Origin of the sequence: Variovorax sp. VNK109 (assembly GCF_049445855.1) — a bacterium.
Lineage (GTDB): Bacteria > Pseudomonadota > Gammaproteobacteria > Burkholderiales > Burkholderiaceae_C > JAGOCV01.
Window position 1 is genome coordinate 162,107 of record NZ_JBMSDV010000006.1, and the last position, 26,370, is coordinate 188,476.

Here is a 26,370-nt window from a genome sequence, read left to right on the forward strand (position 1 = left end):
CGGCCGGATATCCCAGGCCGGAATATCTCAAGCCGGGCTCGACCTCAGGCCGTAGGCCCTGTCACCGACGAACAGGTACTCGACGCGCACGATCGCGTCACCCTTTTCCTGCGCGAAGGTGAACCCCACCAGCGAAACCTGCGCGCCCACGGCAATGGGGGCGACCTTCCACGCTTCCATCCGCGTGAGCGGCGCCAACTCCACTTCCCAGGATCGGTCCTTGCGCGTCGGGAGCACCGTCTTTGCCAGCAATGCCTTGCCATCCACGGGCGCGCTCTGTGCAGGCAGCGCCCGCTGGGCCAGGTCGGCGGGCAGCGCCAGATTGGCCGGCACCTCGATGACCAGCTCCGCATGCGGATTGCGCCACTGCACTCGGGTCACACGGCCCTGGAGATAGATCGGCCGGTCCTGGTCGAAGCTGCTCCAGCCGTGATGCGCCATCGCAGGCATCAGCATCGAGCCGGTCCCCAGCGAGGCCATGCCTTGAACGAGTTGACGTCGGTTCATCATTGAAAAGACTCCTTTCCAGGCTAAACATAGGCGATCCAGCGACCGCAGGTGATGACAGCCACCCAGATCACGCTGGAACACAGCATCTGCACGCGCGCCAGACCGTCGGGCCGGGCAAGCGATCCACGCCCATGGAACCACGCTGCATTGCCCGCCGCGAGTACCAGTAGCAACATCTTGATCGTGAATGCGCGATTGGCCAGAAGTTCCGCAGGCTGCGTGGCGAACATGGCCAGGCCCGACAGGAGCGCCAGGCCGAAGCCCGTGCCGACCAGCGAAAGACTCAGCCTGCCCAACGCTGGCAACGGCAAGGCAGCGCCCAAGCCGAAGATGCGCAACTCCAGAAGCACCAGATTGCCCAGTACCAGGGCCACGCCGACCAGATGAACGACTTCGAGTGCCGGATAAGCCCAGGCCGACGACAACATGGCGGAGGCTCCTGCCGTCAGCGCGCTGCAGGCCGCGCCGCCTCGCCCAGCGCCAGCATCAGTGCCACGCGCGCCTTCACCGGTGAAAGCCCTTGCGAATCCGGCAATTCCCGCCCGGCACTGCCGAACACGCGCCCGAAGGCGCAACGCGTGGCACGCACGACATGGATGCCCGCCTCCACCGCATCATGCAAGGCAGCTTCCAGGTCGTGGTGCAGCGTGCCGTTGCCGGTACCCGCCACCACGATGCCTTGCACCCCGTCCTGGCGCAGCAGACGCACCAGCCGGCCATCCGCACCGGCGTAGTTGAGCAGCACGTCGACGCGAGGCCATGAAGATGCAGGCTGGTCGAGCAACGCCGCTTTCGGCGACTCGACCGCCGGCCAGTCGCGCACGCACCGTACCGCCCCCTGCTCGACGTAACCGACAGGGCCGTCATCGCCCGAGACGAAAGCATCGAGCCGGTAGGTGTGCACCTTCTGCACTGCCCTTGCATCGTGGACCACACCGGCGCAAACCAGCGTGACACCACGCGCGCCAGGCGTCTGCGCCACGGTGACCGAGTCCACCACGTTCTGCGGGCCGTCGGGCGCGAGCGCGGTCGCCGGCCGCATGGCACAGGTCAGCACGACCGGCTTGGCTGGCTGCAGCACAGCCTGCAGGAAGTACGCGGTCTCTTCCACCGTGTCCGTGCCATGGGTGATGACGATGCCCTGCACGTTGCCATCAGCAAGCCAGTGCGCCGTGCGCTGCGCCAGCCGCTGCCACACCTCGAAGCCCATGTCCTTGCTGTCCAGCTGCGCGACCTGTTCCGTGACAAGGTCGATACCGGCAAGGGACGGGATCGCCTGCACCAGTTGATCGACGCCGATCTGCGCCGCCGTGTAACCCGTGTGATCGCCCGACGATTTCGCCGTGCCAGCGATGGTGCCGCCTGTGCCGAGGATGACGATCTTCTTGCCCATGACTTGCAAACTTTCAAAAACTGGTTAAAAATACAGTTACTGGATGTTCCGACAGTAAACCCTTCTGCGCCATGGTGCAGAGGCCCGCAAGGAGTCACCATGATCGAGAGCCCCAAACTCACCGCCCGTCAGCAACAGATTCTGGAATTGATCCAGAGTGCCATTGCGCGCACCGGTGCACCACCTACCCGCGCCGAAATCGCGACCGAACTCGGCTTCCGGTCGGCCAATGCAGCGGAAGAGCACCTGCAGGCGCTCGCCCGCAAGGGCGTGATCGAACTCGTCAGCGGCACCTCGCGCGGCATCCGCCTGCGCAGCGAAACGCTTCGCTCCATCAACGAATCCCGGGTCAAACAGTTCTCCCTGCCGTTGCCAAGCCTGGCCCAACTCGCCCTGCCTCTGGTGGGGCGGGTTGCCGCCGGCTCGCCCATTCTCGCGCAGGAACATGTGGACCAGACGTATTACGTCGAAAGCAGCCTGTTCCAGCGCAAGCCAGATTACCTGCTCAAGGTGCGCGGCATGTCCATGCGCGACGCCGGCATCATGGACGGTGACCTGCTGGCCGTGCAGTCCACACGCGAAGCCAAGAACGGGCAGATCGTCGTGGCACGACTGGGTGACGAAGTCACGGTCAAGCGCTTCAAGCGCAACAAGCACCTGATCGAGCTGCATGCCGAGAATCCCGACTACCAGACCATCGTGGTCGAGCCGGGTGAACCGTTCGAGATCGAAGGCCTTGCCGTGGGCCTCATCCGCAACACGATGCTGATGTAGGCATCTCCAGATTCGTGGCCCGGCAACAGGTGGCGGGCGTATGGCGCGGAGCCATCACCCTGTTGCCCGGCCCTGTGTTTCCAATCCTGCCTGTGTTCAATCTCTGCCGTCAGGAGTTCACATGGGAATCGCTCTTTTCACCCTCTCCAGTCTCTTTGCGCCGCTGCAGGCTTTCTTCGCGCCGGTATCCGGTCAAGGGGCTGCGGGTCGCGCGCATGCGCCGCGCCTGCCATCGACACGCACGCAGTCCGCCCGCATGCGTGTGCCGGCTGCGCAAGAGGCTTCCGTATCTGCGCCATCATGCCAACGCCAGGCAGTCATCAAGTCCCGCCCGTTGCGTGTGGTGCGCGTCGTCGAGCCGCAAACCCAGCGTGCCTGCGCAGGCCGCATGGTCATCAGCGGGCGCATGGCCGATGTCTGCGCCGAACTCGATCGCCTCGCAGCGATCGAAGCCGCCTCACAATCCACCCGGCACTGAGATCGGGCCAGGCAGCGTGAATCAGGCGCGTTATGAGGCGGTATTGCCCGCCAGATAATCCGTCTTGCCCAGCGGCACGCCGTTGTGACGCAGGATGGCGTAGGCCGTCGTGACATGGAAGAAGAAGTTGGGCAAGGCCCAATGCTTGAGGTACGCCTCGCCCGTCATGGTGCGGGTGCGGTCCCGGCCCACGGCGAACGTGATGTCCCGCGCTTCGGTTCCATCCAGTTGCGCCGCTTGCACGGTGGCCAGGAAATCCAGCGTCTTCTGGATGCGTGCCTTGAGTTCCGGCAACGTGGTTTCCGTGTCTTCGAACTTCGGCGCCTCAATGCCTCCGATACGCGCCACGCACAGCTTCGCCGCATCACAGGCGATGAGCACCTGCCGGGTGAAGGGCAGCATGTCCGGTGCGAGGCGGCTGTTCGCAAGGACGTTGGTGTCGTACTTGCGCGCCTGCGCGTCGGCCGTGGCCTTGTCGATGAAGTGCGAAAGGTTGCCCAGCATGGTGGTGAAGATGGGCACGCTGGCCGAGTGCATCGAAATGGTCAAGTAAGTCTCCTGAGGGGCGACGGTTGTCGCAAAGCCGTGATGCTACCGATTGCCTGAGGCTTTTGCAGGAAGCTCCCATCGTCTGGCAAGCGCCTGCCTTCAAGGCCAGCGGACGCCCGAGGCACAATGGCGGGATGAACGTTGTGATCCTCGATGACTATCAGGACGCGGTGCGCAAACTCGCATGCGCGGCGAAACTGGAGCCTTACTCCGCCAAGGTCTACACCAACACCGTCAAGGGCATCGGCCAGCTGTCGGTACGCCTGAAAGATGCCGACGTGATCGTGCTGATCCGCGAGCGCACGCAGCTCAGCCGCCAGTTGATCGAAAAGCTGCCGCGCCTGAAACTGATCTCGCAAACCGGACGCTCCGGCCCGCACATCGACGTGGCCGCCTGCACGGAACGCGGCATCGCCGTCGCTGAAGGTTCCGGCTCACCTGTCGCGCCGGCCGAGCTGACCTGGGCACTCCTGATGGCGGCCATGCGCCGCTTGCCCCAGTACATCAGCAACCTCAAGCATGGTGCCTGGCAGCAATCCGGTTTGAAGTCCGCATCCATGCCACCCAACTTCGGCATCGGATCCGTGCTCAAGGGCAAGACACTGGGAATCTGGGGCTACGGAAAGATCGGCCAGCTGATCGCCGGCTATGGCCGCGCCTTCGGCATGCAGGTGGTCGTGTGGGGTCGCGACGCATCGCTGGAGAAGGCCCAGGCCGACGGCCACTTCGTCGCGCCCGACCGCGAATCGTTCTTCATGGCATGCGACGTGATTTCCCTGCATCTGCGCCTGAACGATGCAACGCGCGGCATCGTGACGCTGGATGACCTGTCGCGCATGAAGCCGACCTCCCTGCTGATCAACACATCGCGTGCCGAACTCATCGAGCAGGATGCATTGATCGCCGCGCTCAACCGCGGCCGGCCGGGCATGGCGGCCATCGACGTCTTCGAGAGCGAACCGACCTTGCAGGGTCATGCCCTGCTGAGACTGGAGAACTGCATCTGCACGCCGCACATCGGCTATGTGGAACAGGACAGCTACGAGATGTACTTCGGCCAGGCGTTCGACAACGTGGTGAACTTCATCGAAGGCCGGCCGACCAACATCGTGAACCCGGGCGCACTGCAAGTGCGCCGTTGACCCGGGCGGCGATGGCGCGCAAGCGCCATCGCCCTGCGCAATCAGCCCTTGGGCTTGTCCTTGTCGGCCGTGGAAGGCGACAGCGCGGACGGCGCGGACGGATCGAACAGTTCGAAGTCGATGCTGTTGTCGTCAGACTTGGCATCGGTGCTGTTGGACGGCGGTTGCCCGGCAGGAGGCCTCGGCTTGGGCAGCGATTCCAGCGGCGCCACCATGCTGTCAGACAACACGAGGTCGATGTCAACGCCCAGGGGCTGGTCGGGCGGCGGCACCTCGGGCAACGGGGGCAGCGAAACCGTGGCTTCGCGGGGGTTTTCGACACCCCGGCTCTTCAGGCGTACGAGCTCTTCGTCATCCAGCGAAGGCGGCACGGTGAGCGCCGCATTGGACATGACGGCGAATGCCGAGTCCGGGCCGGACACGACGAAGCCGGCACTGTCATCATCGGAAACTTCGAGCGCCACCGCGAACAGCAGAAGCAGTTCCTGATAGGCCTCGAGATCGAAGGAGTCGCCGCTTTCGGCGTTGGGGCGACGGAAGATCAGCTCCTCCACCAGCGTCACGACGTCCGGGTTGCCCCAGAGCTCGACGATGCGGGCCAGCGTCTCCGGATAGCCTTCGAGCCCCTGGCTTTCTTCGTTGAACGCGTCGAATTCAGGCACGTCGGCGTTGAAGACACTGTGGAATTCCTCGCGCAACTGGTCGTACTCCGCGCGCTTGGCCTGCTGGTGGTAGATCTTGAACAGGTCCAGATAGGCGAGAGCGCTGGTCTCCGGGTTGTCGCGGATGTGGCCCATCAGCACGCCCACGGCCTGATCGTGCTGTCCCAGCGACAGGAAGAAGTCGACCTGCTGGTGGATGTCGAACAGTTCCTCGGTGTTCACCGAGCGGCCGCTGCCGCCGAAGCTGGAGTGGAAGTCCGTGTGCAGGCGGCGCGGAAGCTGCGACGCCGCATAGGAGGCCCTGGACAGCGGCGCACTGACCGAATCGCCGCTTTCCTGGACGTCGATGCCCAGATCGAGATCGAGCTCGGCCGGGGCTGGCGGGCGTGTTTTCGCCGGGCGAGCCGGCGGGGGCGGCATCGGTGCATGGATCTGCACGGTCGCCTGGCCTTCGTCCTGCGTCAGTGGCGGAACCTGCACGGTGGCCGGGCTGCGCATGTCCACATCGCGCCACCAGTCGGCGTTGCGGGCGGCGCCACCACGGCGCCCACGGTTCCAGAAGAACGCGGCAGCAGCCAGTGCAGCCAGCAGCAGCGCGACCAGCACGTACACGAGGTTGTTCGCGTAGCGCTCGCTTTGCGCCTTTTCCAGTTGCGACTTCAATTCATTGATGTTCGCCTGGTTCTGCGCCATCTGGGAACGGATCGCATTGAGCGTCGTTTCCATTTCCTGCATGCGCTGCGAATCGCGCAGCACGTCTTCGGGCTGGGCATTGATCGAGCGCCACAGGGCGGCGGCTTCGGCACGCTTCTGCTCGTTTTCTTCCGGCACGCCGGACAACTGGGTCGCACTGCGCAGATTGCCATCTCGCTCGGGCGGGGCCTCGGCCGGATCCAGCTGCAGGCGCGCACGCGGCGCCGGGGCGGGCGCAGCTTTGGGCGCGGGCGCAGCGGGACGAGCCACCTTCGGCTGGTCGGACGATGCGGCGGGCGCGGCCGGTGCTGCTGGCGCAGGAGCCGGACGCGGTCGCTGCGGCCGGGGCGCCGGTGCCACGGGAGGCGAGGCGTCGGCCAGACGGGGCGCGGGTGCCGGTGCGGGCCTCGGCGCAGCCACTGGCGGCGCCGGCAGGCCGGGCGCGGGGGCCGGTGCCACGATCGCTGGCACAGGCAGCGTCGGCAGCGGCGCCGCGGCGATGGCGGACGAAGTCTCGGTCGGCAGTTCAGCCAGCAAGACCAGACGGCGCGTGACCTTCTGGTCGCAACCCACCTTCAGATAGACAGTTACGACGGGTTCGTCGACCACCACGCTGGAACGGACGCGCACGGAAATCTCGCGTCCTTCAGCCGTGCCGGGTGCGGATTCGGTGACGATGCGGACGTTGCGCGGTTCAATGCGCACGTCGGAATGGAACACGTCGGCGTCAAAGCACAGCGACGAGCCGTCTTCACCGGCTTCGAGCCGAACCGGGACGGTCACGTCCAGCGGCTGACCGACCCATGCTGCGCCCCGGACCCTGCCGATGGACAGGGCCGAACTGCTCACGGCGGTTGCCAGCAGCACACCCCCTAATACCGTTTTTTTGAAGTCCACAGTCAATCGCGCGTCCATAGCAGGCCGAGTTCGGGGCATTGTGACACACCTTGAAACAGTAATCGGTAAGCAATAATCCTCAGATGACCACTATTTATATGGATGTTGGCCTCGTGGGGACCGGGGCCATGGGTCGGGGTATCGCGCAGATCGCGGCCCAGGCCGGAAGCACGGTCCATCTCTTCGATACCCAGCCCGACGCAGCCGCCAAGGCCCGCGATCTCATCATTGCCCAGTGGGCCCGTCTCCAGGAAAAGGGCCGTCTCTCGCAGGACGACGTTGCATCACTTTCATCGCGTCTCCAGGTCAGCAGCTCGCTCGAAGCGCTTTCCGCCTGCCAGCTCGTTGTCGAGGCCATCGTCGAGCGGCTGGACATCAAGAAATCCCTCTTCTCGCAGCTCGAGGCCATCGTGCCCGCATCCACGGTGCTGGCAACCAACACGTCCTCGCTGTCGGTGACAGCGATCGCGGCAGGTCTCGAACACCCCGGCCGACTGGCGGGCTACCACTTCTTCAACCCCGTGCCGCTCATGAAGGTGGTCGAGGTGATTGCCGGGCTCAAGACCGAAGCCCGCGTCTGTGAAGATCTTGCCGCCTACGCCCGCCAGATGGGCCACACGCCCGTGCAGGCCGCAGACACGCCCGGATTCATCGTGAACCATGCAGGCCGTGGCTACGGCACCGAAGCGCTGCGCATCGTGGGCGAAGGCGTGGCCGATTTCGCAACCATCGACCGCATCCTGAAAGACCAGGTCGGCTTCAAGCTCGGCCCCTTCGAACTCATGGACCTGACGGCGCTGGATGTCTCGCACCCGGTGATGGAGTCCATCTACCAGCAGTACTACGACGAGCCGCGGTACCGGCCGAGCGTGATCACCGCGCAGCGTCTGGCTGGCGGGGTGCTGGGCCGCAAGACCAACGAAGGCTTCTACCGCTACGTGGACGGTGCTGCCCAGGTTGCGCCTGAACCCGCAGTGCCGCAAGTGAATGAAATGCCGCCGGTCTGGGTGTCGTCACGCGCCGCACGCCGCGCCGAACTTCTGCAACTGCTCAAGGATCTGGGCGCAACCATCGAAACGCAGTCCGCGCCCTCCCCCAACGCATTGACTCTCGTCGCGCCCTTGGGCTTCGACGTGACGACGGTGGCGGTCGTGGAGCGCCTGGACCCGGCCCGCACCGTGGGCATCGACCTGCTGGTGGAAGACGCCAGCACCAAACGCCGTGTGCTGGCCACCAATCCGGCCACGCGGGTGGACATGCGCGACGCGGCGCACGCCCTCTTTGCACGCGACGGCAAGCCGGTGAGCGTCATCCGCGACAGCGGCGGCTTCGTGACGCAGCGCGTGGTGGCAACCATCGTGAACATCGCGGCTGACATCTGCCAGCAGCGCATCTGCACGCCAGCCGACCTGGAAACTGCCGTCACGCTGGGCCTGGGCTATCCGCTCGGACCTCTGGCCATGGGCAACCGCTGGGGGCCGGCAAGCATCCTCGAAGTGCTGTTCAACATGCAGACGGTGTATGGCGACCCGCGCTACCGCCCGAGCCCGTGGCTGCGCCGTCGCGGCGCCATCGGCCTGAGCCTGTTGCACGAAGAAGCCTGACACCGCGCCGACCCATTGCACCGAAAGACACGAGAACCATGTCCGCCGAACTCAAGAGCACCACGCAGGGCCAGACCATGGTCCTCACGATCCACAACCCCGAGCACCGCAACGCGCTCGGCCCGGAGATCTACGCCGCCGGCGTGGAGGCATTGAGCGTCGCGGAGAACAACCCCGACATCCGCAGCGTGGTGATCACCGGCGAAGGCATGACCTTCAGCGCCGGCGGCAACCTGCAGCGCCTGCAGACCAACCGCCAGCAGCAGCCCGAAGTGCAGGCGCAAAGCATCGAAGGCCTGCACAACTGGATCGAAGCGGTGCGCACGTTCCCGCGCCCCATCGTCGCAGCAGTGGAAGGCGCGGCCGCCGGTGCGGGCTTCTCGCTCGCGCTCGCGTGCGACTTCATCGTGGCAGCCAGCAACGCGGTGTTCGTCATGGCCTACAGCAACGTCGGCCTGTCGCCCGACGGCGGTGGCAGCTGGACCCTCTCGCGCAGCCTGCCACGCCAGCTGGTGAACGAACTGCTGATGTGCGGTGAGCGCCTCACCGCGCAACGCCTGCACCAGGCCGGACTCATCAACCGCCTGAGCGAACCGGGTGATGCGTTGACCGAGGCACTGTCGCTGGCACACGGCCTCAACCTGCGCGCACCCAACGTGCTGGCGAGCATCAAGGAGCTGGTGAACGAGGCACCGCACCGCACGCTCACCGCGCAGCTGGCCGCCGAGCGCGATCATTTCGTGCGCAACCTGCACCACGTCAACGGCGGCATCGGCATCCAGGCGTTCCTGGACAAGCGCCAGCCGCAGTACGAGTAGTTCCACAAATCCAGCGGCCGCTGGAATCGAAGACGCTCAGGTGACAACCCTGAGCCGTGCCACGCGTCCCGCACGCGACAATGGCCCCATTCGCAGTCACTCACAAGACAGCCCATGGACGAGCCGATTCTTACCATCGAAGAACGAGAGGCGATCAACAACGGTCGCTGGTTTTCTTCACTTTCACCATCGCTGCGGCACGACATCCTCCGATGCACCTATGTCCGACGCTACAAGGACGGCGACCTGATCGCAGCGCGCGGCGATGCGCCCGAAGACTGGATCGCGTGCGCGCGCGGCGCGGTTCGCGTGAGCTCCACGTCGATCTCGGGCAAGCAGATCACGCTGACCTATGTCGAGCCGGGCATCTGGTTCGGCGACGTGGCCATCTTCGACGGCGACCGGCGCACGCACGACGCCTATGCGCACGGCGACACGACGATCGTCTGCGTGGCCAAGGCGGATTTCCGCAAGATCCTCAGCCAGCACGTCGAGCTGTACGAAGCCATGCTGCGTCTTCATGCACGCCGCATCCGCCAGCTGTTCGGGCTGGTGGAAGACCTCAACACCCTGCCCTTGCGCGCGCGGCTGGCCAAGCAGTTGCTGCATCTGGTGCGCAGCTACGGCGTGCCGAGCCTGGGCGACGGGCGCGAGCTGCGCATCGGCCTGCAACTGGCACAGGAAGAACTGGCGCAACTGCTGGGCGCGTCACGCCAGCGCGTGAACCAGGAACTCAAGTCCATGGAGCGCGAGGACATCATCCGCATCGAGCCGGGCGGGCTGGTGGTACGCAACCGCGAAGCGCTGCTGCGCATCGCCGAGACGGACGCGTAAGCGCGCGCCTCGCACGATCGATCCCATGAGCCACTTCGACCAATTCATCGGCACACGCCCCGTTTCGTCCACGCATGCGTTCGACATTCCCGCACTCGATGCGTGGCTCTCGAAGAACGTCGAAGGCTTCCAGGGCCCGCTCAGCGTGGAAATGTTCAAGGGCGGCCAGTCCAACCCGACCTACAAGCTCATCACGCCTACGCGCACGTATGTGATGCGCGCCAAGCCCGGCCCTGCCGCGAAGCTGCTGCCATCCGCACACGCCGTCGAGCGCGAGTTCCTCGTCATGAAGACGCTCGCCGGCTCCGACGTGCCGGTGCCACGCATGGAGGCGCTGTGCGAGGACGAATCGGTCATCGGCCGCGCGTTCTACATCATGGAGTTCATGGAAGGCCGCGTGCTGTGGGACCAGTCGCTGCCCGGCATGAGCAATGCGGAGCGCGGCGCGATCTACGACGAGATGAACCGGGTCATCGCCGCGCTGCACAACTTCAGTGTGACCGAGGCAATGGCCACGTATGGCAAGCACGGCAACTACTTCGAGCGGCAGATCGGCCGCTGGAGCAAGCAGTACCAGGCCTCCATCACGCAGCCGATCGCCGAGATGGACCACCTGATGGAGTGGCTGCCTGCGCACATTCCCGCGGGTGCCCGTGATGAGAACGAGAAGTCGTTCGTGCACGGCGACTTCCGGCTCGACAACCTGATGTTCCACCCGACCGAGGCGCGCGTGATTGCGGTGCTCGACTGGGAGCTGTCCACCATCGGCCATCCGCTCGCGGACTTCAGCTACCACTGCATGGCCTGGCACATCCCGCCCGGCGCATTCCGCGGCATCGGCGGCCTGGATCTGGCATCGCTCGGCATCCCCGATGAAAAGACCTACGTGCAACGCTACTGCGAGCGCACCGGCCGCAAGAACGTCGACGCGATCATGGCCGACTGGAACTTCTACCTGGCCTACAACATGTTCCGCATCGCGGCCATCCTGCAGGGCATCGCCAAGCGCGTGGAGGACGGCACCGCGTCGAGCGCCCAGGCCGTGAGTTCGGCCGCCGGTGCAAGGCCGCTCGCACAGATGGCCTGGAAATTCGCACAGCGCGCCTGAAGCAAGCGCACATACAGACATCCGAACGGAGACCCCATGGATTTCGACTATTCCCCAAAGACCAAGGAACTTCAGGCGAAGCTGCTGAAGTTCATGGACGATCACATCTATCCCGCCGAAGCCGCCTACGCTGCCGAGCTCGCCGCCAACACGGCCGCAGGCAAACGCTGGAGCGCGCTCAAGGTCATCGAAGACCTGAAACCCAAGGCACGCGCCGCGCACCTGTGGAACCTGTTCCTGCCGGTCGACAGCGCACACGTCTCGGGCTACGACGGTGCAGGCCTCACGAACCAGGAGTACGCGCCGCTGGCCGAGATCATGGGCCGCGTGCCGTGGGCGTCGGAGGTGTTCAATTGCTCGGCGCCCGACACGGGCAACATGGAAACGATCGCGCGCTACGGCTCGGACGAGATCAAGGCACGCTGGCTCAAGCCGCTGCTGGACGGCAAGATCCGCTCGGCCTTCGCGATGACGGAGCCGGCCGTTGCGTCGAGCGACGCGACGAACATCGCCACGCGCATCGAGCGCGTATCCGGCAGCGGGGGCGACGAGTATGTGATCAACGGCCACAAGTGGTGGATCTCCGGCGCGGCCGATCCGCGCTGCGCCGTGTTCATCACCATGGGCAAGACCGACCCCGAAGCGCCGCGCCATTCACAGCAGAGCATGGTCGTCGTGCCGGCCGATGCCAAGGGCATCCGCATCGTGCGCCCGCTCAACGTGTTCGGCTACGACGACGCGCCGCACGGCCACGTCGAGATGTACTTCGAGAATGTGCGCGTGCCGGCGGCCAACATCCTTTTGGGTGAAGGCCGCGGCTTCGAGATCGCACAGGGCCGCCTCGGCCCGGGGCGCATCCACCACTGCATGCGCCTCATCGGCCTGGCCGAACGCGCGCTCGAACTCATGTGCAGGCGCGCGTCGTCGCGCGTGGCATTCGGCAAGTCGGTCGCATCGCAGACGGTCACGCAGGAACGCATCGCCGAAGCGCGCTGCAAGATCGACATGGCGCGCCTGCTGACGCTCAAGGCCGCATGGCTGATGGACGTGGCGGGCAACAAGGTCGCGAAGAACGAGATCGCGATGATCAAGGTCGTCGCCCCCAGCATGGCCTGCCAGGTCATCGACTGGGCCATGCAGGTGCATGGCGGTGGCGGCATGAGCGACGACTTCCCGCTCGCGTATGCCTACGCCAACGCGCGCACGCTGCGTTTTGCGGATGGCCCGGACGAAGTGCATCGCAATGCCATCGCGAAGATGGAACTGGGCAAATACGCGGCTCGCCCGCGCGAAGTCGAAATGCCCGTGACGCGCGGCTTCTGAAGAAGCCACGGCGGCAGACTCAGGGCGCGCGTGCGACCTGGCGCGGAAGCGCCGCCGCAGCCTGCGCGCACGCCGCACCATAGACCCTCGCGGCGTGGGACAGCACATCCATGCTCACCGTGGGGAACTCGATGCGCAGGTAGACATTGCCACGCAGGGTGAGCAGCGTGATCGGCGTCTTCGGCCCGACGGCCTCGGGCCAGCGCATGAGGTCTGTCGCAATTGCTTCGGTCACCCAGGCTTGCGCGTGGATGCGGTTGTCCGCCAGCACGGCGTACATGTCGGCAAAGCCGATGGGTGCGGCGCGGATCGCCACTTCCTCGTACATCGACAGCCAGCGCACCTCCTCGGTCAGCGCGGCGTCGGCTTCGGTGCGCAGCGAGTCGGTGAACTCCGCGAATGCGTGCTGCTCGAGGGCTTCTTTCAGATGACGGTTGAGGATCAGGATGGAGACGTCCTGATGCAGGCCGAGTTCGGTGCGGCCGCGCAATTCGCCACCCCGGATGAAGTTGCGCGTCGGCGCGCCCGTTTCGAGCTGCCAGTCGATGTCGCCGCTGGCGCCGCTCACGCGGAACGACTTGCCGTCGGCCGACGGCTCGATCCGCAAACCCTGGCGTTCGGCCCAGATGCTCAGGCCGACCGTGTCCGGCCCGCGTGTGGACGGGGGCGGCGACGCGGGCTTCGAGAAGAGTGCCTTGCGGAGTCGCTCCAGCATGGTTCGCGAGATTGGCCTAAAGTCGCCATCTTGTATCAAAACGTGCGAAAGGGGTAGGCTTGTGATCGATGTTTATTCATGGCCAACGCCAAACGGCCACAAAGTTCACATCATGCTCGAGGAATGTGGGCTCGACTACAACGTCCATCCGGTCAATATCGGTACGGGCGACCAGTTCAAACCCGATTTCCTGGCCATCAGCCCGAACAACAAGATTCCGGCGTTGACCGACAGCGAGGGCCCCGACGGCAAGCCGATCTCCATCTTCGAATCCGGCGCGATCCTCATCTACCTTGCGGGCAAGACGGGCAAGTTCATGCCGCCCGGCGACCGTGAAAAATTCGACGTGCTGCAGTGGCTGATGTTCCAGATGGGTGGCGTCGGTCCGATGCTCGGGCAGGCGCATCACTTCCGCATGTATGCACCCGAAAAAATCGGCTACGCGATCGAGCGGTACACCAACGAGGCGAAGCGCCTGTATGGCGTGATCGACCGGCAACTCGCGTCACATGCGTACATCGCGTGCGCGACGTATTCGATTGCCGACATCGCGATCTTCCCGTGGTTGCGCAGTTGGGAGAACCAGGGCATCACGCTCACCGACTATCCGCACCTCAAGCGCTGGTTCGACGAGCTGGCTGCACGGCCCGCGGTGCAGCGCGGCGTGAAAGTCCTGGCCGATCTGCGCAAGCCGATCACGGACGACAAGTCGCGTGACATCCTGTTCGGAAAATCCCAGTACCAGCGTCGCTGAACCCGCGCCGCCGACATCGATGCTTCAGGGACGGCTGTCCACGAACAGTGTGGACGCCGCTTCCGGGCGGTCGCGCACCAGGCGCACGAACACCAGAAGGACCAGCAGCGCCACACAACTCGCGGCCAGGAAATACCAGCCAAGCTGCAACAGCGGCTCGCGCCAGTTGCGCTCCGCGAAACCGGCTGTAATGGCGAAGCCCGCAGCGAGGAGGGCCAGAAAGTAAAACGCCACACGCGCGATCGTGACGATGCGCGTGCGGTCGGTCTTTTCAGGGTGCAGCGGTTCGCCTTGTGACATGGGGCGATGCTACCAAAGCAGCATCGCCCCAAGAAAGCGCGGCAAATGACGCGCGGAGAATCCCGATCAGCTGTTGCGATGCGCGTCGCGCAATGCCTTGACCTGATCGTGGTTGCGCTGCGCGCCTTGTGCCTGGCGCTCCACGATGGCGCGGATGTCGGCCGGCAGCGTCTGCTTCAGCGCCTTGCGATAGCGTGCAACCGCCGCGTCTTCGCCGCGTTCGCACTCTTCCAGCACGGCCTTGTCGTCGTACTTGGTCAAGGCGGTACGCACGGCGACCCAGCCGCGATGCAACGCGCCTGCCGCAGTACCGCCGTCGGCCGGCTTGCCGCCCAGGCGCACGATTTCGCGTTGCAGTTCCAGACCGGCTTCATTGCACTCGTTCGAGCGGCGCAGCAGCAATGTCTGGATGTCGGCGGACTTCGCCTGCTCGGCGCTCGTGCGGAAGCCGAACTCACCGTCACGGCACGACTCGAGCAGATCGTTCAGCGTGTCGATGGTGTCTTTCACATCGGGCGTGGCGTCGTTCTCGGCCTTGCGCGCTTCGTTGATCTGCGCGGCGCGCTCCCAGGCAGCCTGGGCTGCGGGCTTGGCGCTGTTCCACTCCAGCGCGGAAGTGCCGCGCGCGCGTTCCCAGTCGGCAGACAGTCGGGGCTCGGCCACGTCGAACGTGCCGCCGTACGTGCCTACGCCGGCCCATCCGAGCGAGTAGGCGGGGTGATAGTCCTCGTAGGTACGGCCGCGCTCGTAATACGGCTCGGCACTGTAGGCGCTGCGCCAGTAGGCTTCTTCCGCCGTCGGGTTGACAGCTTCAGCCGCAGCCTTGCCAGCCAGCCCGCCGGTCACCGCACCGGCAATGCCGCCGAGCGTCGCGCCGACCGGGCCACCGACCAGACCCGCTGCCGCGCCGGCAGCTGCGCCGCCAGCCACGGCACCCAGACCGGTGCCGACCGGGTGTGCACCCGGCTCGTTGGTGATCGGGTCGCGGTTTGCATCGACAGCGGGTTCCTGAAAATCGCGTACATCTCGTTTATCTGCCATGGTTGACTCCTTCATTGAATCGGTTGCTGATTACCCTTTCGGGCCTGTCTTTCATGCTCTCGCGAAACGCCGGTGCCAGCCATCAGCAGGATGCGCGCCATGCTGTAGGGCCACACCGACAGCGTTCTGTCACCCCGGAACGACACGCCAGATGATGTTGCCAACGTCGTCGGCCACCAGCAGCGCACCTGACAGATCGAAGGTGACACCGACAGGTCGCCCATACGCCTTGCCGTCGGCATTGACAAACCCGCCGAGCACTTCGACCGGCGCGCCCGAAGGCATGCCGTTGGCAAACGGAACGAACACCACGTTGTAGCCACTGAGCGGCTTGCGGTTCCAGGATCCATGCTGGCCGACGAAGGCGCCGCTGCCGAAGGACGCGGGCCATTGCAATTGCGGGACTTGCGGCATCGGCACCGACGTCGCTGCAGGTGCAGGTGCAGCTGCAGCTGCGGTTGCACTTGCAGGTGCAGCGGTCTGCAAGGCAGCCGGCCGGGTGCCCGCGAACACCATGCCCAGCGGCGCGACGTGGTTGCCCAGCGCATAGTCGGGCTTCACCGCTTTCTCCACCAGTTCCGGGCGCGCCGGGACAACGCGCTCGTCCACGTTCTTGCCCCAATAGCTGTAGGGCCAGCCATAGAAGGCGCCGTCCTTCACCGAAGTCAGATAGTCAGGCACGAGATCGCTGCCGATCTCGTCGCGCTCGTTCACCACAGTCCAGAGCACGCCGCTCGTCGGCTCCCACCCCAGACCGTTGGGGTTGCGCAAGCCGGTGGCAAAGAGGCGCTTGGCACCGCTGGAAGGATCGACTTCCCACACCGCGGCGCGACCCTCTTCCATGCCCATGCCGTTCTCGCCCACGTTGCTGTTGGACCCCACTGTCACGTACAGCTTCGTGCCGTCGCGCGAGGCGATGAGGTTTTTCGTCCAGTGATGGTTGATGCCGGCAGGCAGATCCGTCACGCGCTCGGCGCGTTCGGCAATGCGCGTCGTCCCGGGCGTGTAGGGAAAGCGCACCACCGCATCCGCGTTCGCCACGTACAGCGTGCTGCCCACCAGCGCCATGCCGAAGGGTGATTTCAGCCCCGAGGCCTGGTCGAGCAGGGCACTGCGCACCTCCGCGACGCCATCGCCATCCACGTCGCGCAGCAACGTGATCCGGTCGGCGCTCGGCGTGCGTGCGCCGGCACGCTTCATCACCTTCTCCATCACCCACGCGCGGATGCCGCCGCCACCGCCGGGCTTCGGCGGCGCGTTGGATTCGGCAACCAGCACGTCTCCATTGGGCAGGACGTAGACCCAGCGCGGGTGGTCCAGATTTCGCGCCAGGGCGTTGACCTTCAGCCCCGTCGCAGGCCTGGGTGCAGCGGTATCGGTCCAGCCGATGGCAGGCGCAATGTTGACCGTCGGTATGAGCGACTTGCTGGGTTCGGGTAACGTGGGGTTCGGGCCGGTGACATTCGAGTCCGGTATGCGGGACGCATCGCCGCAGGCGACGAGCCCGGCGACTCCGGCGGCGACGAGGAAGCACGTCGCCGTGCGCGGAAAGTGGTGCATGCAATGTCTCCTGTGAACTGCTTCGTCACTGTCCACCATGCCGCCTTGCCGGGACGTGAGCATGTCGCGCGCCTGCCTGTGCGCCGCGTCCTACACAGCTTTGCGGCAAGTTCGCCGCGAGTCACGGCTCCCGCCTACACCGGTGAACCGTGCCCAGGCCTACGGTGCGGAGAAAAAGAAATGCAAGGCACCACGCATGAATGTTCCTGACCTGTCCGCACTCTTCGCGATCCATGTGCCGCCCCTCGAAATCATCGTGCGCGGCACAGCGGTCTACTGGTTCCTTTTCCTCATGTTCCGGTTCGTGCTGCGGCGCGATGTCGGCTCGGTGGCGATCACCGACGTGCTGTTCGTCGTCGTCATCGCCGATGCGTCACAGAACGCGATGGCCGGAACTTACGACACCATCAGCGAAGGCTTCCTGCTGGTGGCGACGATCGGTGCGTGGAACTACGGACTGGATTGGGCCGCCTATCACTTCAAGCCCGTGCGTCGACTGGTGGAAGGCCAGCCGATGCCACTCATACGCGACGGCAAACTGCTGCGCCGGAACCTGCGGCGCGAGCTGCTCACCCTGGACGACCTGAACTCCGCGTTGCGCGAGCACGGCGTCGAAAAAGTCGAAGACGTGAAACTGGCGGTGATGGAAAGCGGCGGACAGATCAGTGTGGTCTCACGCATGCCGGCCACCCCGGAGCCGTCTTCGGGCCCGCCCGGCACCAGGTAGTCACAGCAGTCACGCGAGGATGCGCGGCAGCATGTGCACCAGCATCAGTGCGGCCACGCCCTGCCCCGCCATATAAAGCCACATGAGCCAGGTGTTGTCGATGGTCGCACGCGCCTGCTCGTGCAGCAGGCCCGCGATGCCGCGCGCGATCACGTAGCCGCCCATCACCAGCACGATGAGCACGTGAAAGCCCTGCCAGGCCAGCAGCGCCGCGACCGAAGCGCTCCACGCATTGGCACGCGGCGACAGCCCGGCCGCCAGCTGGCTGGCCAGATCGATGTAGAACGACAGCGCCGCCAGCACCATGGCGACGGCGATCGCGGCAAGCGGCAGCCAATGCATCTTCGTGCCGCCGCGTTGCGGCACTGCGGTGCGCGCGTACGTCATCGATGCCGCACTTGCCAGCAATGCGAGTGCACTCGCGATGGCCCATGGATTCGCCGGCAGCGCCGAGCCCGGCGGAGGGCAAACATCGAGCGCCATGCCGCTGTGGATGTGCGCGAACGAGAGCGACGCGAAGATGCTGCCGTCCACGCACATCAGCACGACCATGGCCCACCACGAATGCGAACGCGGCCCCTTCGCGGTGGCCGGCAGATGTACGCCGTGCCCGATGTGGGCGACGGCCGAGGGCGGCGCACGGTCCGACTGCCAGAGCCACGCGACGATGGCAACGAACGCAACGCCCGCCGACATGAAGGCCGCCGTCACCCAGTACAGGGTCAGCATGAGGAAGAAGCCTGCCGTGCCGGCCGCGGCGACAAGCGGCAGCCAGCCGTCCCCGGGAAGGCGCAGCAGATGCTGCATCTTCGCGTCACGCGGGCTGGTGAACAGCGTTTCGCGCCCGCCGAACACGGTGCCCGGCAACCAGTGGCGGCCCTCTTCCACTTCCTGCGGCAGGCCCGGCTGCGCCCACAGCGGTTCGCGCGACGTGATCTGTGGCACGCTGCGCACGCCGTATTCGCCGCCGGGCAGCCATTCCAGCGTCGGTGCGTGCCAGGGGTTGCCGTGGTCCTGCTTCGGTCGGCGCAGCGTGCGCGCCAGATCGAACAGGCACAGCGCCACGCCCGCTGCGAAGACAAATGAGCCGATGGTGGACAACAGGTTGAGCAGGTTCAGGCCCAATCCGTCCGCATAGGTGTAGACACGGCGCGGCATGCCCAGCAGCCCGCTGATGTGCATCGGGAAGAACGCGAGGTTGAAGCCGCCGAACATCAGCCCGAACGTCCAGCGTGCCAGACGCTCGGACAGGGTGTGGCCGTTGAACACCGGCGTCCAGTAGTACAGCCCCGCGAAGATCGGGAACACCATGCCACCGATCAGCACGTAGTGCAGGTGCGCGACGATGAAGTAGCTGTCGTGCGCCTGCCAGTCGAACGGCAGCACGGCCACCATCACGCCTGTCAGCCCACCCAGCACGAAGATGAAATGAAAGCCCAGCAGGAACAGCGAAGGTCCGTTGATGCGCACACGCCCGCTCCAGAATGTGGCGATCCAGGCGAACACCTGCACCGCGCTCGGGATGGACACCGCGAAGCTCGCGGCCGAAGCGAGGTGCAGCGCCCAGCTGCCCAGGCCCGCCGTGAACATGTGGTGGACCCACAGCAGGAAACTGATCGCGCCGACGGCGATCAGTGCCCACACCACTGCGCCCTGGCCCACGAGCGGGCGACGTGCAAGTGTCGGCACCATCATCGACACCATGCCCGCCGCAGGCAGGAAGATGATGTACACCTCCGGGTGCCCGAAGAACCAGAACAGGTGTTGCCAGAGCAGCGGGTCGCCGCCTCGCGCGGGAATGAAGAATGGCCAGTCGAACGCGCGCTCCAGTTCCAGCAGCAGCGTGCCGGCAATGATGGCCGGGAACGCGAACACGATCATCAGCGCGGTGACCAGCATTGCCCAGGCGAAGACCGGCATGCGTGCGAGCGTCATGCCCGGCGCACGCGTGAACAGGATGCCGATGATGAGTTCGATGGCGCCGGCGATGGCCGATATCTCGATGAAGCCGATGCCCAGCAGCCACCAGTCCGCTCCGATGCCCGGCGAATGCTCCTTGCTGGTGAGCGGCGGGTACATGAACCAGCCACCGTCGGGCGACGCGCCGAAGAACAGCGTGCAGAAGAACGCGACGCCGCCAATGGCGTAGGCCCAGAACGCATAGGCCGACAGGCGGGGGAACGGCAGGTCGCGCGCACCCAGCATGCCGGGCAGCAGGTACACCGCCACCGCCTCGACGATGGGCACGGCGAACAGGAACATCATCACCGTGCCGTGCATGGTGAAGAACTGGTTGTACGCACCGGCGCTGATGAGCGTGTTGTCCGGCACCGCAAGCTGCGCGCGCATCAGCAGCCCGAGGATGCCCGCCAGCACGAAGAACAACAGCGCCGTGGCGATGTAGAAGGTGCCGATGTGCGTGTTGTTCACCGCCGAAAGGAGGCGCCAGCCCCGCGGCGGTTCCCATGCACGTTCGAGCGCGGCCTTTTCGCTCATTTCAACGACTCCAGCCACACGCCCAGATCGTCAAGCTGCTGGCGCTCCAGCCGCGCATACGAGGGCATGCGCGCGCCGGGCTTCACATCCTGCACGTGTGCCACCCATTGCGAGAGCGACGACACACTGTTGGGCAAGGTACCGGCCGCCAGATGCAGGCGGCTGCCCACATGCGTGAGGTCCGGCCCCAAGCGGCTTCCGGATGCCACGCCGCGCACTGTGTGACAGGCGTTGCATCGCTGCGCCAGGAACAGCTCGCGTCCACGCAACTGTTGCGCGGTGACGGGCGCGGCGGCAGGTTTTGTCTGCGTGCGCCGCCACGCGTCGAACACCTCCGGTGGTTCGGCCACCACATGCAGGGCCATGCGCGCATGCTGGATGCCGCAGTACTCCGCACACTGGCCCCGGAACGTGCCAGCCTGCGTCGCACGCACCTGCAGGTGCTGGATGCGACCGGGCAGCATGTCGACTTTGCCGGCAAGCGCGGGCACCCAGAAGCTGTGGATGACGTCACCACTCGTCAGCGCCAGATACACCGGACGGCCGACGGGGATGCGGATTTCGTTGGCCGTGTCGAACGCGGGTGCGTCGCCCGCTGCGCCATAGCGAACGTCCCACCACCACATACGGCCGGTCACGGTGATGATGAGCGCATCCGGAGGCGGCACGGGTTTCCAGAGCGGGCTCATCGGCAGGCTCCAGGCGAAAAGCATTGACAGCACGACAGCCGGGAACGCCACACCGCCGAGGGCCAGCCAGACCATGGGTCGCGTCGTTTCTGACCGCCGGAACAAGGCCCATGCGAGCAACGCCATCACCCCGATGAAGATCAACCCGCCACCGATGAACAGCACCCAGCTCACCGTGGCGATCTGGTGTGCGGCATCGCCCGCCGTCTGGAGGACGTGGCCGTTCATTGCAGCGTCAGCAGGTAAGCCGCCATGTCGCGCGCATCCTGCGGCGTCACGCCCATCGAGGGCATCGGCGTGTCCGGCACCATCGCTTGTGGATCCTCGATCCACCGGGCCAGCAGTTCATGCCGGTTCGCCAGCCGGCCCGCGATGTAGCTGCGCCGCCCGAAACCTTCGAGCGACGACGACACCACACCCCGCGACGACGGCACCTCGGGGATGGTGTGGCATGCACCGCACTGGTACTGCGAAAGAAGGACGCGTCCACGTGACGGGTCTGCGTCCACCACGGGCTGCCGTTCCGTCGGCTTTTCGCCGGGGCTGCAACCTGCGGTAACCAGAATGCAGAGCACGAGCCCCACAATCGGTGCACCCATGAAGCGCAAAGCCGTCCTAGCCACCATCGCCGCCACCTTGTTGGCCACCGCACTGCTCGGCGCAGCGGCGGGCCTGGCCGTCGTCTATGGCGGGCTGTACAACGTCGCTTCCACGGAACAACACCTGCAGCCCACCTTCAGCCTGCTGGAGACCGCGATGCGCCAGTCGGTGCGCCTGCGTGCCCGCGACATCGAGACACCCCCGCTCACCGACGAGCGCATGGTGCTGCGCGGCGCAGCCTGCTTCCGGGACAGATGCGTCCAATGCCACGGCGCGCCCGGCGTCGCGCAGAGCGACATCGGCCAGGGCATGCAGCCGCTTCCCGGCCCGCTGGTCGATGCGCGAAAGCGCTGGCAGCCGCGCGAGCTGTACTGGCTGACGCGACATGGCATCAGGATGAGCGGCATGCCCGCGTGGGAATTCCGGCTGACGGACGACGAGATGTGGTCGATCGTCGCGTTCCTGCAGCGCCTGCCCGATCTGAACGCGACGCAGTATGCGCAGTTGTCTGGAACGATGACGCCAGTCGCACGCACAGGTGCGGCAACTGCTGCGAGCAACGGCGGTGCCGCAGCGTCCTGCGGCGTCGGCCTTGTGGCGAACGCGCCCGTGACGGCGCAGGCACTGCCCGACGCGCAGCGCGGCCAGCGCGCGCTCTACCAGTACGCCTGCAACAGCTGCCACAGCATTCCGGGCATCACGGGCTCCAACCCGCATGTCGGGCCGCCGCTCAAGGGCTTCGCCAGCCGTTCGATGATCGCGGGCAAGCTGGCCAACACGCCCGACAACCTGGCGCTCTGGCTGCGCGAAACGCAGGTGGTCAAGCCCGGCACGGCCATGCCGCAACTCGGCGTCACGCAACGTGACGCCATCGATATCGCGGCCTATCTCGGCACCCTGCATTGACGCTCAGGCGTCGCGGGAACGTTCTTCTTCCGCCGCGTATTCGCGCAGATCCGCTGGTCGGCGCGCGCCAGCCGGTGGCTTGCGTAACTCATTTTTTGCGACGCCGATGGAGTCGCTCCCGGAATCGGAGCGATCACTTGGCCCCAGCGCCTCGCTGTCCTTGCCGTCGGGAATGCTGGCGGCCATCTCGCTGCCCAGGATGCTGCTGGTTGCCATGCGGGTCTCCTTCAAAAGCTCCACTGTGCCGCCGAAGCCGCGCAGCGCCTGTAGGACGCGAGCCATCATTGCGGCGCACTCCTACAGGCAATCCCATCGCAGGACGACGCCCTCGCCCATGCCCGCGAGCGATGCTCGGCGGACATGCACATCCGACGCTTCATCGATCTCAGCAAGAAATCCGTCAACGCCTGGCTCGACGACGACGCCTCCAGCATGGGCGCGTCCATCGCCTACTACACCGTCTTCTCCATTGCGCCGCTCCTGGTCATCGTGATCGCGGTCGCAGGGGCGGTGTGGGGGCGTGAGGCCGTCCAGGGGGAGATCGTCGGCCAGCTCACCGGCCTCGTGGGCGCGGAAGCCGCGTCCACCATCCAGAAACTCCTGCAGTCGGCCACGCTCGATGGCGGCGGGCTGATCGCCACGCTGCTTGGCCTCGGCGCCTTGCTCATCGGCTCGACCAGTGCATTCGTCGAACTGCAACGCGCGCTCGACCGAATCTGGCGCCAACCGTCCACGGTGCAGCGGAAGGGGCTGTGGAACATGCTGCGCAGCCGGGTGCTGTCCTTCGGGCTGATCCTCGGTCTCGCGTTCCTGCTGATCGTCTCGCTGGTCGCCAGCGCCGCGCTGGCTGCCGTCGGACGCTGGACGCAGTCAATGATGCCGGGCACCCAGATTGCGCTGCAGTTGCTCAACCTCACGCTCTCGCTGGGTGTGACGACCATCCTCTTCGCCAGCATCTACAAGCTGATGCCCACCGCACGCATCGCGTGGCGCGACGTCTGGACCGGTGCCGCCGTCACCGCCGTGCTGTTCGAGGCGGGGAAATTCCTGATCGGGATGTATCTGGGGCACAGCAGCGTCACCAGTTCGTTCGGCGCAGCGGGCTCGCTGGCCGTGCTGCTGCTGTGGGTTTACTACTCGGCGCAGATCTTCCTGCTCGGCGCGGAGTTCACCTGGGTGTATGCAAGCCAGCACGGCTCGCTCGCAAAAAGGAACGCAGACCGTTCAGCCGCAATTTCTTCTGGGCCTTCGGTTTCGGCTCCCTGATGGCAAGCTCCTCGCGCTCGTGGCGGGCACCACTCACCATCTCGTCCACCCAGTTCACCAGCACAGTGGTGTACGCCTGGCTCCACGCCTTCTGCGACAGACTGTGGTCCGCACCCTTGATGACGCGGTAGGTCATGGAGTGCGCCTGCGTGAAGGCGTTGCGGTAGTTCTCGATCACCGGGTGCGGCACGATCACGTCGAGTTCCGACTCGACGATCAGCACGTCGCCCTGGAACCCCGCACTCGCGGCCAATGCGCGGTTACGGTCCGGCGTGACGACGGTGTTGCGGTACGCGGCAAGTTCTTCCTTGCTCAGCGCATATTTGGGCACCATCCAGTCCTCGTCCTTGTACAGCGCGGGCGCACGCATCGCGAGCCAGCGCACCGGCCGCAATGCGGTGAGCACCGCCGCCAGATAGCCGCCATAACTGCTGCCGGCGACGACGATGGCCGAACCATCCACCGAAGGATGGCCCACGAGCGTATCGTAGGCCGCGAGCATGTCGTTGAGGTTGTCTTCGCGCGTGACCATGTCGCGCCGCGCCTTGTCCTTGGCATGGCCGCGCAGGTCGAAGGTCAGGCAGATGCAGCCCAGCGCCGCGATTTCGTGCGCGCGCGCCAAGTATTGCTCCTGGCTGCCGTCCCAGCCATGCACGAGCATGACGCCCGGTACGACGGTGTCCGGCCCGACGAGCGTGCCGGCAATGCTGTGGTCACCTACAGGAATGTGGATCGTGTTATGCCGAGTGGCCATCTTGTACAAGGGTTGTGAACTTGGTCAGCGGCCCTTCGCGTTGGTCCACGCCGCTGAAGTAAACGACTGACCCTTCGGGTGCGTCGGTAGTTCCATAGATTTCTGTGCAGCAAGCCCGCACGATACGCCGTTCCGGGTCCGAGCGGAAGGCTTCGAGTGCCGCGATTTCCGCGCCGGTCGCGCCTCCCGCGCGCCAGGACTGCTCGAGCACGCCAGAGTGCCAGGCGCCTGCCTCGTCGAAACCCTGGGCCACGTCGTAGTTGATGCGCGATGCGAAAAACTGCGGGAAGCAGATCGACACCGCCGCGTTGTAGGCAAGCGCCTGGCCAACAGCCACGCGCACTTCGTGCGGCAGTTCGATGGCCAGCAGCGTGTGGAAATCACCGCGCACCACGGTGAGATCGGACCCGCCGTAGGCTTCTTCGCCGCGATTGTTCGTCGTGAGCTTCTGATAGCCGAAATAAGAGGCGAGCATGCCCGCCACCCACACTTGCCCCACGCTCAATGTCTCCACCTTCGACAGGTTCTGCTCCACCACGACACCGTCGCGTTCGATCATCGCGTCGGGCATCTCCTGCAGGCAGGCGTCCACTTCAGCCATGCTCCTGCAGACGAACTGGCCGCGGCCACCGGTCTCGCGCACGCGCTTGATACGCGCCGGACCGAAGGCCAGCATGCGCCGCGCCGCCTCGCGCGCATCGGCACGCGAGAAAGCACTGAAGCCGCGCAACACCGCATCGCGGATCATCGGGCCGTACTCGTGGCTCCAGCCTTCTGGCGCCGCGGACTCGGGCGACAGCAGAGGATGCGTGATGGCCTTGGTCGCGACGACGCCATGCGGTACCACGCCTCCGAACAGGTCGTCACGGCATTTCACGCCGAGGGCCTGCGCGAGATCGGTGCCAACGAGCGTATCGCTCGGCACCAGGTACGTGGACCCGAGCACGGGTTCCTGCGCGAACTCCTCGATCACGCCAAAACCCTTGAGTGCAGCCAGGCGTCGCACGACCTCCATGCGGGTCATTTGCTCGTGTTCATTGGCATAGCCGCGCAAGCCGCGGGTGTACGCCATGACGTGGCCCGAGGGCGCTGCGTAAGGGGACGACGTATCGACGGCGCTGCCTGCACCGGCCGCGAGAAGGGCATCCCCTGACATCGCGGCCAGTGTGACGGGGGGCATGGCGACAATCTTCATGAAACACCTCCGGCAAAAAGAAGTGAATCCACTATCGCGACGGCTGCTTCATCGGGCCATCGTCCAACGCCCAGTCGAGGCGTCGGCAAAGGACTACAGGTGCGAGAAGCGGTGCGTGAAGCAGTCAGGCACGCACGGCGTCATGGCGCTCGCGGCAGTAGTCGAGCAGCTTGTCGATGTCGTGTGATTTGTCGAAAGCAGCATCCGCACCCAATGCCAGGCAACGCGTGCGGACGTCCTCGGTGAGGTAGTTGCTCAACACCACGACGCGCTGGTCCTTGCGGCGCGTGCGGCACCACTCGAGCGCTGCGATCCCGCTGCCCTGCTTGAGCTGCAGATCCACGATGGCGACATCCCACCCACCGTCATGCGATGACAGCCAGTGCACGGCCGTCCGCTCATTGTTGGCAGAGCCGACCACCTCCACAGGCACGACCTCTTCGAGCGCCTCGCGCAACTCGTTCCTGAGCATTTCGTTGTCTTCGATCAGGAAAATCTTCAGCGGCATGGCGTCCTCATTCCGTAACTTCGCGCGACTATTTGAACACGCATGACACGGGTGTGACCGCATGTTCCACGCGT

General features: G+C 65.6%; 28 protein-coding genes. 12 read left to right on the forward strand and 16 right to left on the reverse strand.

The window, feature by feature from the left end:
• Positions 1-27: 27 nt before the first annotated feature.
• The 3 genes from ACO2Q9_RS18630 to ACO2Q9_RS18640 are packed head-to-tail and all read right to left on the reverse strand — an operon-like array spanning position 28 to position 1,903.
• Positions 28-507, reverse strand: coding sequence for a DUF6152 family protein (locus ACO2Q9_RS18630; protein WP_423313782.1), 480 nt, complete (start codon positions 505-507; stop codon positions 28-30).
• 23 nt (positions 508-530) lie between these two features.
• A complete protein-coding gene (locus ACO2Q9_RS18635) occupies positions 531-938 on the reverse strand; it encodes a hypothetical protein (protein WP_423313520.1) in 408 nt (135 codons plus the stop codon).
• Between the two features lie 17 nt (positions 939-955).
• A complete protein-coding gene (locus ACO2Q9_RS18640; RefSeq protein WP_423313522.1) occupies positions 956-1,903 on the reverse strand; it encodes an asparaginase in 948 nt (315 codons plus the stop codon).
• A gap of 99 nt (positions 1,904-2,002) precedes the next feature.
• Between ACO2Q9_RS18640 and lexA the strand changes: the two genes are divergently transcribed.
• Positions 2,003-2,677 carry a transcriptional repressor LexA gene (gene lexA, locus ACO2Q9_RS18645; protein WP_423313523.1) on the forward strand — a complete coding sequence of 225 codons (675 nt, stop codon included), beginning with the start codon at positions 2,003-2,005 and terminating at the stop codon, positions 2,675-2,677.
• 121 nt (positions 2,678-2,798) lie between these two features.
• On the forward strand, positions 2,799-3,155 hold the full coding sequence (locus ACO2Q9_RS18650; RefSeq protein WP_423313525.1) for a hypothetical protein: 357 nt from the start codon (positions 2,799-2,801) through the stop codon (positions 3,153-3,155).
• Between the two features lie 30 nt (positions 3,156-3,185).
• Here the strand turns inward: ACO2Q9_RS18650 and ACO2Q9_RS18655 are convergent, their stop codons facing one another.
• Complete coding sequence (locus tag ACO2Q9_RS18655) at positions 3,186-3,704, reverse strand: DUF1993 domain-containing protein (RefSeq protein ID WP_423313527.1); 519 nt, start codon at positions 3,702-3,704, stop codon at positions 3,186-3,188.
• 134 nt (positions 3,705-3,838) lie between these two features.
• On the opposite strand from ACO2Q9_RS18655, the gene ACO2Q9_RS18660 reads away from it, so the two are divergent.
• A complete protein-coding gene (locus tag ACO2Q9_RS18660) occupies positions 3,839-4,846 on the forward strand; it encodes a D-2-hydroxyacid dehydrogenase family protein (protein ID WP_423313529.1) in 1,008 nt (335 codons plus the stop codon).
• Positions 4,847-4,887: 41 nt separating this feature from the next.
• Here the strand turns inward: ACO2Q9_RS18660 and ACO2Q9_RS18665 are convergent, their stop codons facing one another.
• The gene (locus ACO2Q9_RS18665; RefSeq protein WP_423313531.1) at positions 4,888-7,098 is read right to left on the reverse strand and encodes a hypothetical protein; all 2,211 of its coding nucleotides are present in this window, start codon (positions 7,096-7,098) and stop codon (positions 4,888-4,890) included.
• Positions 7,099-7,181: 83 nt separating this feature from the next.
• Between ACO2Q9_RS18665 and ACO2Q9_RS18670 the strand changes: the two genes are divergently transcribed.
• The 5 genes from ACO2Q9_RS18670 to ACO2Q9_RS18690 all read left to right on the forward strand — a co-directional run bounded on the left by ACO2Q9_RS18670 (position 7,182) and on the right by ACO2Q9_RS18690 (position 12,785).
• A complete protein-coding gene (locus tag ACO2Q9_RS18670) occupies positions 7,182-8,702 on the forward strand; it encodes a 3-hydroxyacyl-CoA dehydrogenase (protein WP_423313533.1) in 1,521 nt (506 codons plus the stop codon).
• Between the two features lie 38 nt (positions 8,703-8,740).
• A complete protein-coding gene (locus ACO2Q9_RS18675) occupies positions 8,741-9,520 on the forward strand; it encodes an oxepin-CoA hydrolase, alternative type (RefSeq protein WP_423313535.1) in 780 nt (259 codons plus the stop codon).
• Between the two features lie 114 nt (positions 9,521-9,634).
• Positions 9,635-10,354, forward strand: coding sequence for a Crp/Fnr family transcriptional regulator (locus ACO2Q9_RS18680; RefSeq protein ID WP_423313536.1), 720 nt, complete (start codon positions 9,635-9,637; stop codon positions 10,352-10,354).
• 25 nt (positions 10,355-10,379) lie between these two features.
• Positions 10,380-11,462, forward strand: a complete 1,083-nt coding sequence (locus ACO2Q9_RS18685; RefSeq protein ID WP_423313538.1) for a phosphotransferase — start codon at positions 10,380-10,382, stop codon at positions 11,460-11,462.
• 36 nt (positions 11,463-11,498) lie between these two features.
• Positions 11,499-12,785 (forward strand): acyl-CoA dehydrogenase family protein, encoded by a 1,287-nt coding sequence (locus ACO2Q9_RS18690; protein ID WP_423313539.1) that lies wholly within the window; start codon positions 11,499-11,501, stop codon positions 12,783-12,785.
• 19 nt (positions 12,786-12,804) lie between these two features.
• Here the strand turns inward: ACO2Q9_RS18690 and ACO2Q9_RS18695 are convergent, their stop codons facing one another.
• Positions 12,805-13,500 carry a hypothetical protein gene (locus ACO2Q9_RS18695; protein ID WP_423313541.1) on the reverse strand — a complete coding sequence of 232 codons (696 nt, stop codon included), beginning with the start codon at positions 13,498-13,500 and terminating at the stop codon, positions 12,805-12,807.
• A gap of 61 nt (positions 13,501-13,561) precedes the next feature.
• On the opposite strand from ACO2Q9_RS18695, the gene ACO2Q9_RS18700 reads away from it, so the two are divergent.
• Positions 13,562-14,254, forward strand: coding sequence for a glutathione S-transferase N-terminal domain-containing protein (locus ACO2Q9_RS18700; protein WP_423313543.1), 693 nt, complete (start codon positions 13,562-13,564; stop codon positions 14,252-14,254).
• 24 nt (positions 14,255-14,278) lie between these two features.
• Here the strand turns inward: ACO2Q9_RS18700 and ACO2Q9_RS18705 are convergent, their stop codons facing one another.
• The 3 genes from ACO2Q9_RS18705 to ACO2Q9_RS18715 form a co-directional block, all read right to left on the reverse strand.
• Entirely contained in the window at positions 14,279-14,554 is a 276-nt protein-coding gene (locus tag ACO2Q9_RS18705; protein ID WP_423313545.1) for a hypothetical protein, read from the reverse strand.
• A 66-nt stretch (positions 14,555-14,620) separates the two neighbouring features.
• Positions 14,621-15,595, reverse strand: a complete 975-nt coding sequence (locus tag ACO2Q9_RS18710; RefSeq protein ID WP_423313547.1) for a ferritin-like domain-containing protein — start codon at positions 15,593-15,595, stop codon at positions 14,621-14,623.
• A gap of 129 nt (positions 15,596-15,724) precedes the next feature.
• The gene (locus ACO2Q9_RS18715; RefSeq protein WP_423313549.1) at positions 15,725-17,155 is read right to left on the reverse strand and encodes a PQQ-dependent sugar dehydrogenase; all 1,431 of its coding nucleotides are present in this window, start codon (positions 17,153-17,155) and stop codon (positions 15,725-15,727) included.
• Between the two features lie 196 nt (positions 17,156-17,351).
• On the opposite strand from ACO2Q9_RS18715, the gene ACO2Q9_RS18720 reads away from it, so the two are divergent.
• A complete protein-coding gene (locus ACO2Q9_RS18720) occupies positions 17,352-17,882 on the forward strand; it encodes a DUF421 domain-containing protein (RefSeq protein ID WP_423313551.1) in 531 nt (176 codons plus the stop codon).
• A gap of 9 nt (positions 17,883-17,891) precedes the next feature.
• Here the strand turns inward: ACO2Q9_RS18720 and ACO2Q9_RS18725 are convergent, their stop codons facing one another.
• The 3 genes from ACO2Q9_RS18725 to ACO2Q9_RS18735 are packed head-to-tail and all read right to left on the reverse strand — an operon-like array spanning position 17,892 to position 21,666.
• Entirely contained in the window at positions 17,892-20,378 is a 2,487-nt protein-coding gene (locus tag ACO2Q9_RS18725; protein ID WP_423313553.1) for a cbb3-type cytochrome c oxidase subunit I, read from the reverse strand.
• Complete coding sequence (gene coxB, locus ACO2Q9_RS18730) at positions 20,375-21,295, reverse strand: cytochrome c oxidase subunit II (RefSeq protein WP_423313555.1); 921 nt, start codon at positions 21,293-21,295, stop codon at positions 20,375-20,377. The genes ACO2Q9_RS18725 and coxB overlap by 4 nt, the downstream gene beginning before the upstream one ends.
• Positions 21,292-21,666, reverse strand: a complete 375-nt coding sequence (locus ACO2Q9_RS18735) for a c-type cytochrome (RefSeq protein WP_423313557.1) — start codon at positions 21,664-21,666, stop codon at positions 21,292-21,294. The genes coxB and ACO2Q9_RS18735 overlap by 4 nt, the downstream gene beginning before the upstream one ends.
• Here ACO2Q9_RS18735 and ACO2Q9_RS18740 point away from each other — a divergent pair.
• On the forward strand, positions 21,665-22,573 hold the full coding sequence (locus tag ACO2Q9_RS18740; RefSeq protein ID WP_423313559.1) for a c-type cytochrome: 909 nt from the start codon (positions 21,665-21,667) through the stop codon (positions 22,571-22,573). The genes ACO2Q9_RS18735 and ACO2Q9_RS18740 overlap by 2 nt on opposite strands.
• Positions 22,574-22,576: 3 nt before the next feature.
• On the opposite strand, the gene ACO2Q9_RS18745 is transcribed toward ACO2Q9_RS18740, so the two are convergent.
• Complete coding sequence (locus ACO2Q9_RS18745) at positions 22,577-22,858, reverse strand: hypothetical protein (protein WP_423313561.1); 282 nt, start codon at positions 22,856-22,858, stop codon at positions 22,577-22,579.
• A 75-nt stretch (positions 22,859-22,933) separates the two neighbouring features.
• Between ACO2Q9_RS18745 and ACO2Q9_RS18750 the strand changes: the two genes are divergently transcribed.
• The gene (locus ACO2Q9_RS18750; RefSeq protein ID WP_423313562.1) at positions 22,934-23,839 is read left to right on the forward strand and encodes a YihY/virulence factor BrkB family protein; all 906 of its coding nucleotides are present in this window, start codon (positions 22,934-22,936) and stop codon (positions 23,837-23,839) included.
• Here the strand turns inward: ACO2Q9_RS18750 and ACO2Q9_RS18755 are convergent.
• The 3 genes from ACO2Q9_RS18755 to ACO2Q9_RS18765 all read right to left on the reverse strand — a co-directional run bounded on the left by ACO2Q9_RS18755 (position 23,742) and on the right by ACO2Q9_RS18765 (position 26,296).
• A complete protein-coding gene (locus ACO2Q9_RS18755) occupies positions 23,742-24,593 on the reverse strand; it encodes an alpha/beta hydrolase family protein (RefSeq protein WP_423313564.1) in 852 nt (283 codons plus the stop codon). The two genes, ACO2Q9_RS18750 and ACO2Q9_RS18755, sit on opposite strands and share 98 nt — an antisense overlap.
• Positions 24,577-25,788, reverse strand: a complete 1,212-nt coding sequence (locus ACO2Q9_RS18760) for a DUF3182 family protein (RefSeq protein ID WP_423313566.1) — start codon at positions 25,786-25,788, stop codon at positions 24,577-24,579. Before ACO2Q9_RS18760 ends, ACO2Q9_RS18755 begins: the two co-directional genes overlap by 17 nt.
• Positions 25,789-25,912: 124 nt before the next feature.
• Positions 25,913-26,296, reverse strand: a complete 384-nt coding sequence (locus ACO2Q9_RS18765) for a response regulator (protein WP_423313568.1) — start codon at positions 26,294-26,296, stop codon at positions 25,913-25,915.
• Positions 26,297-26,370 lie beyond the last annotated feature (74 nt).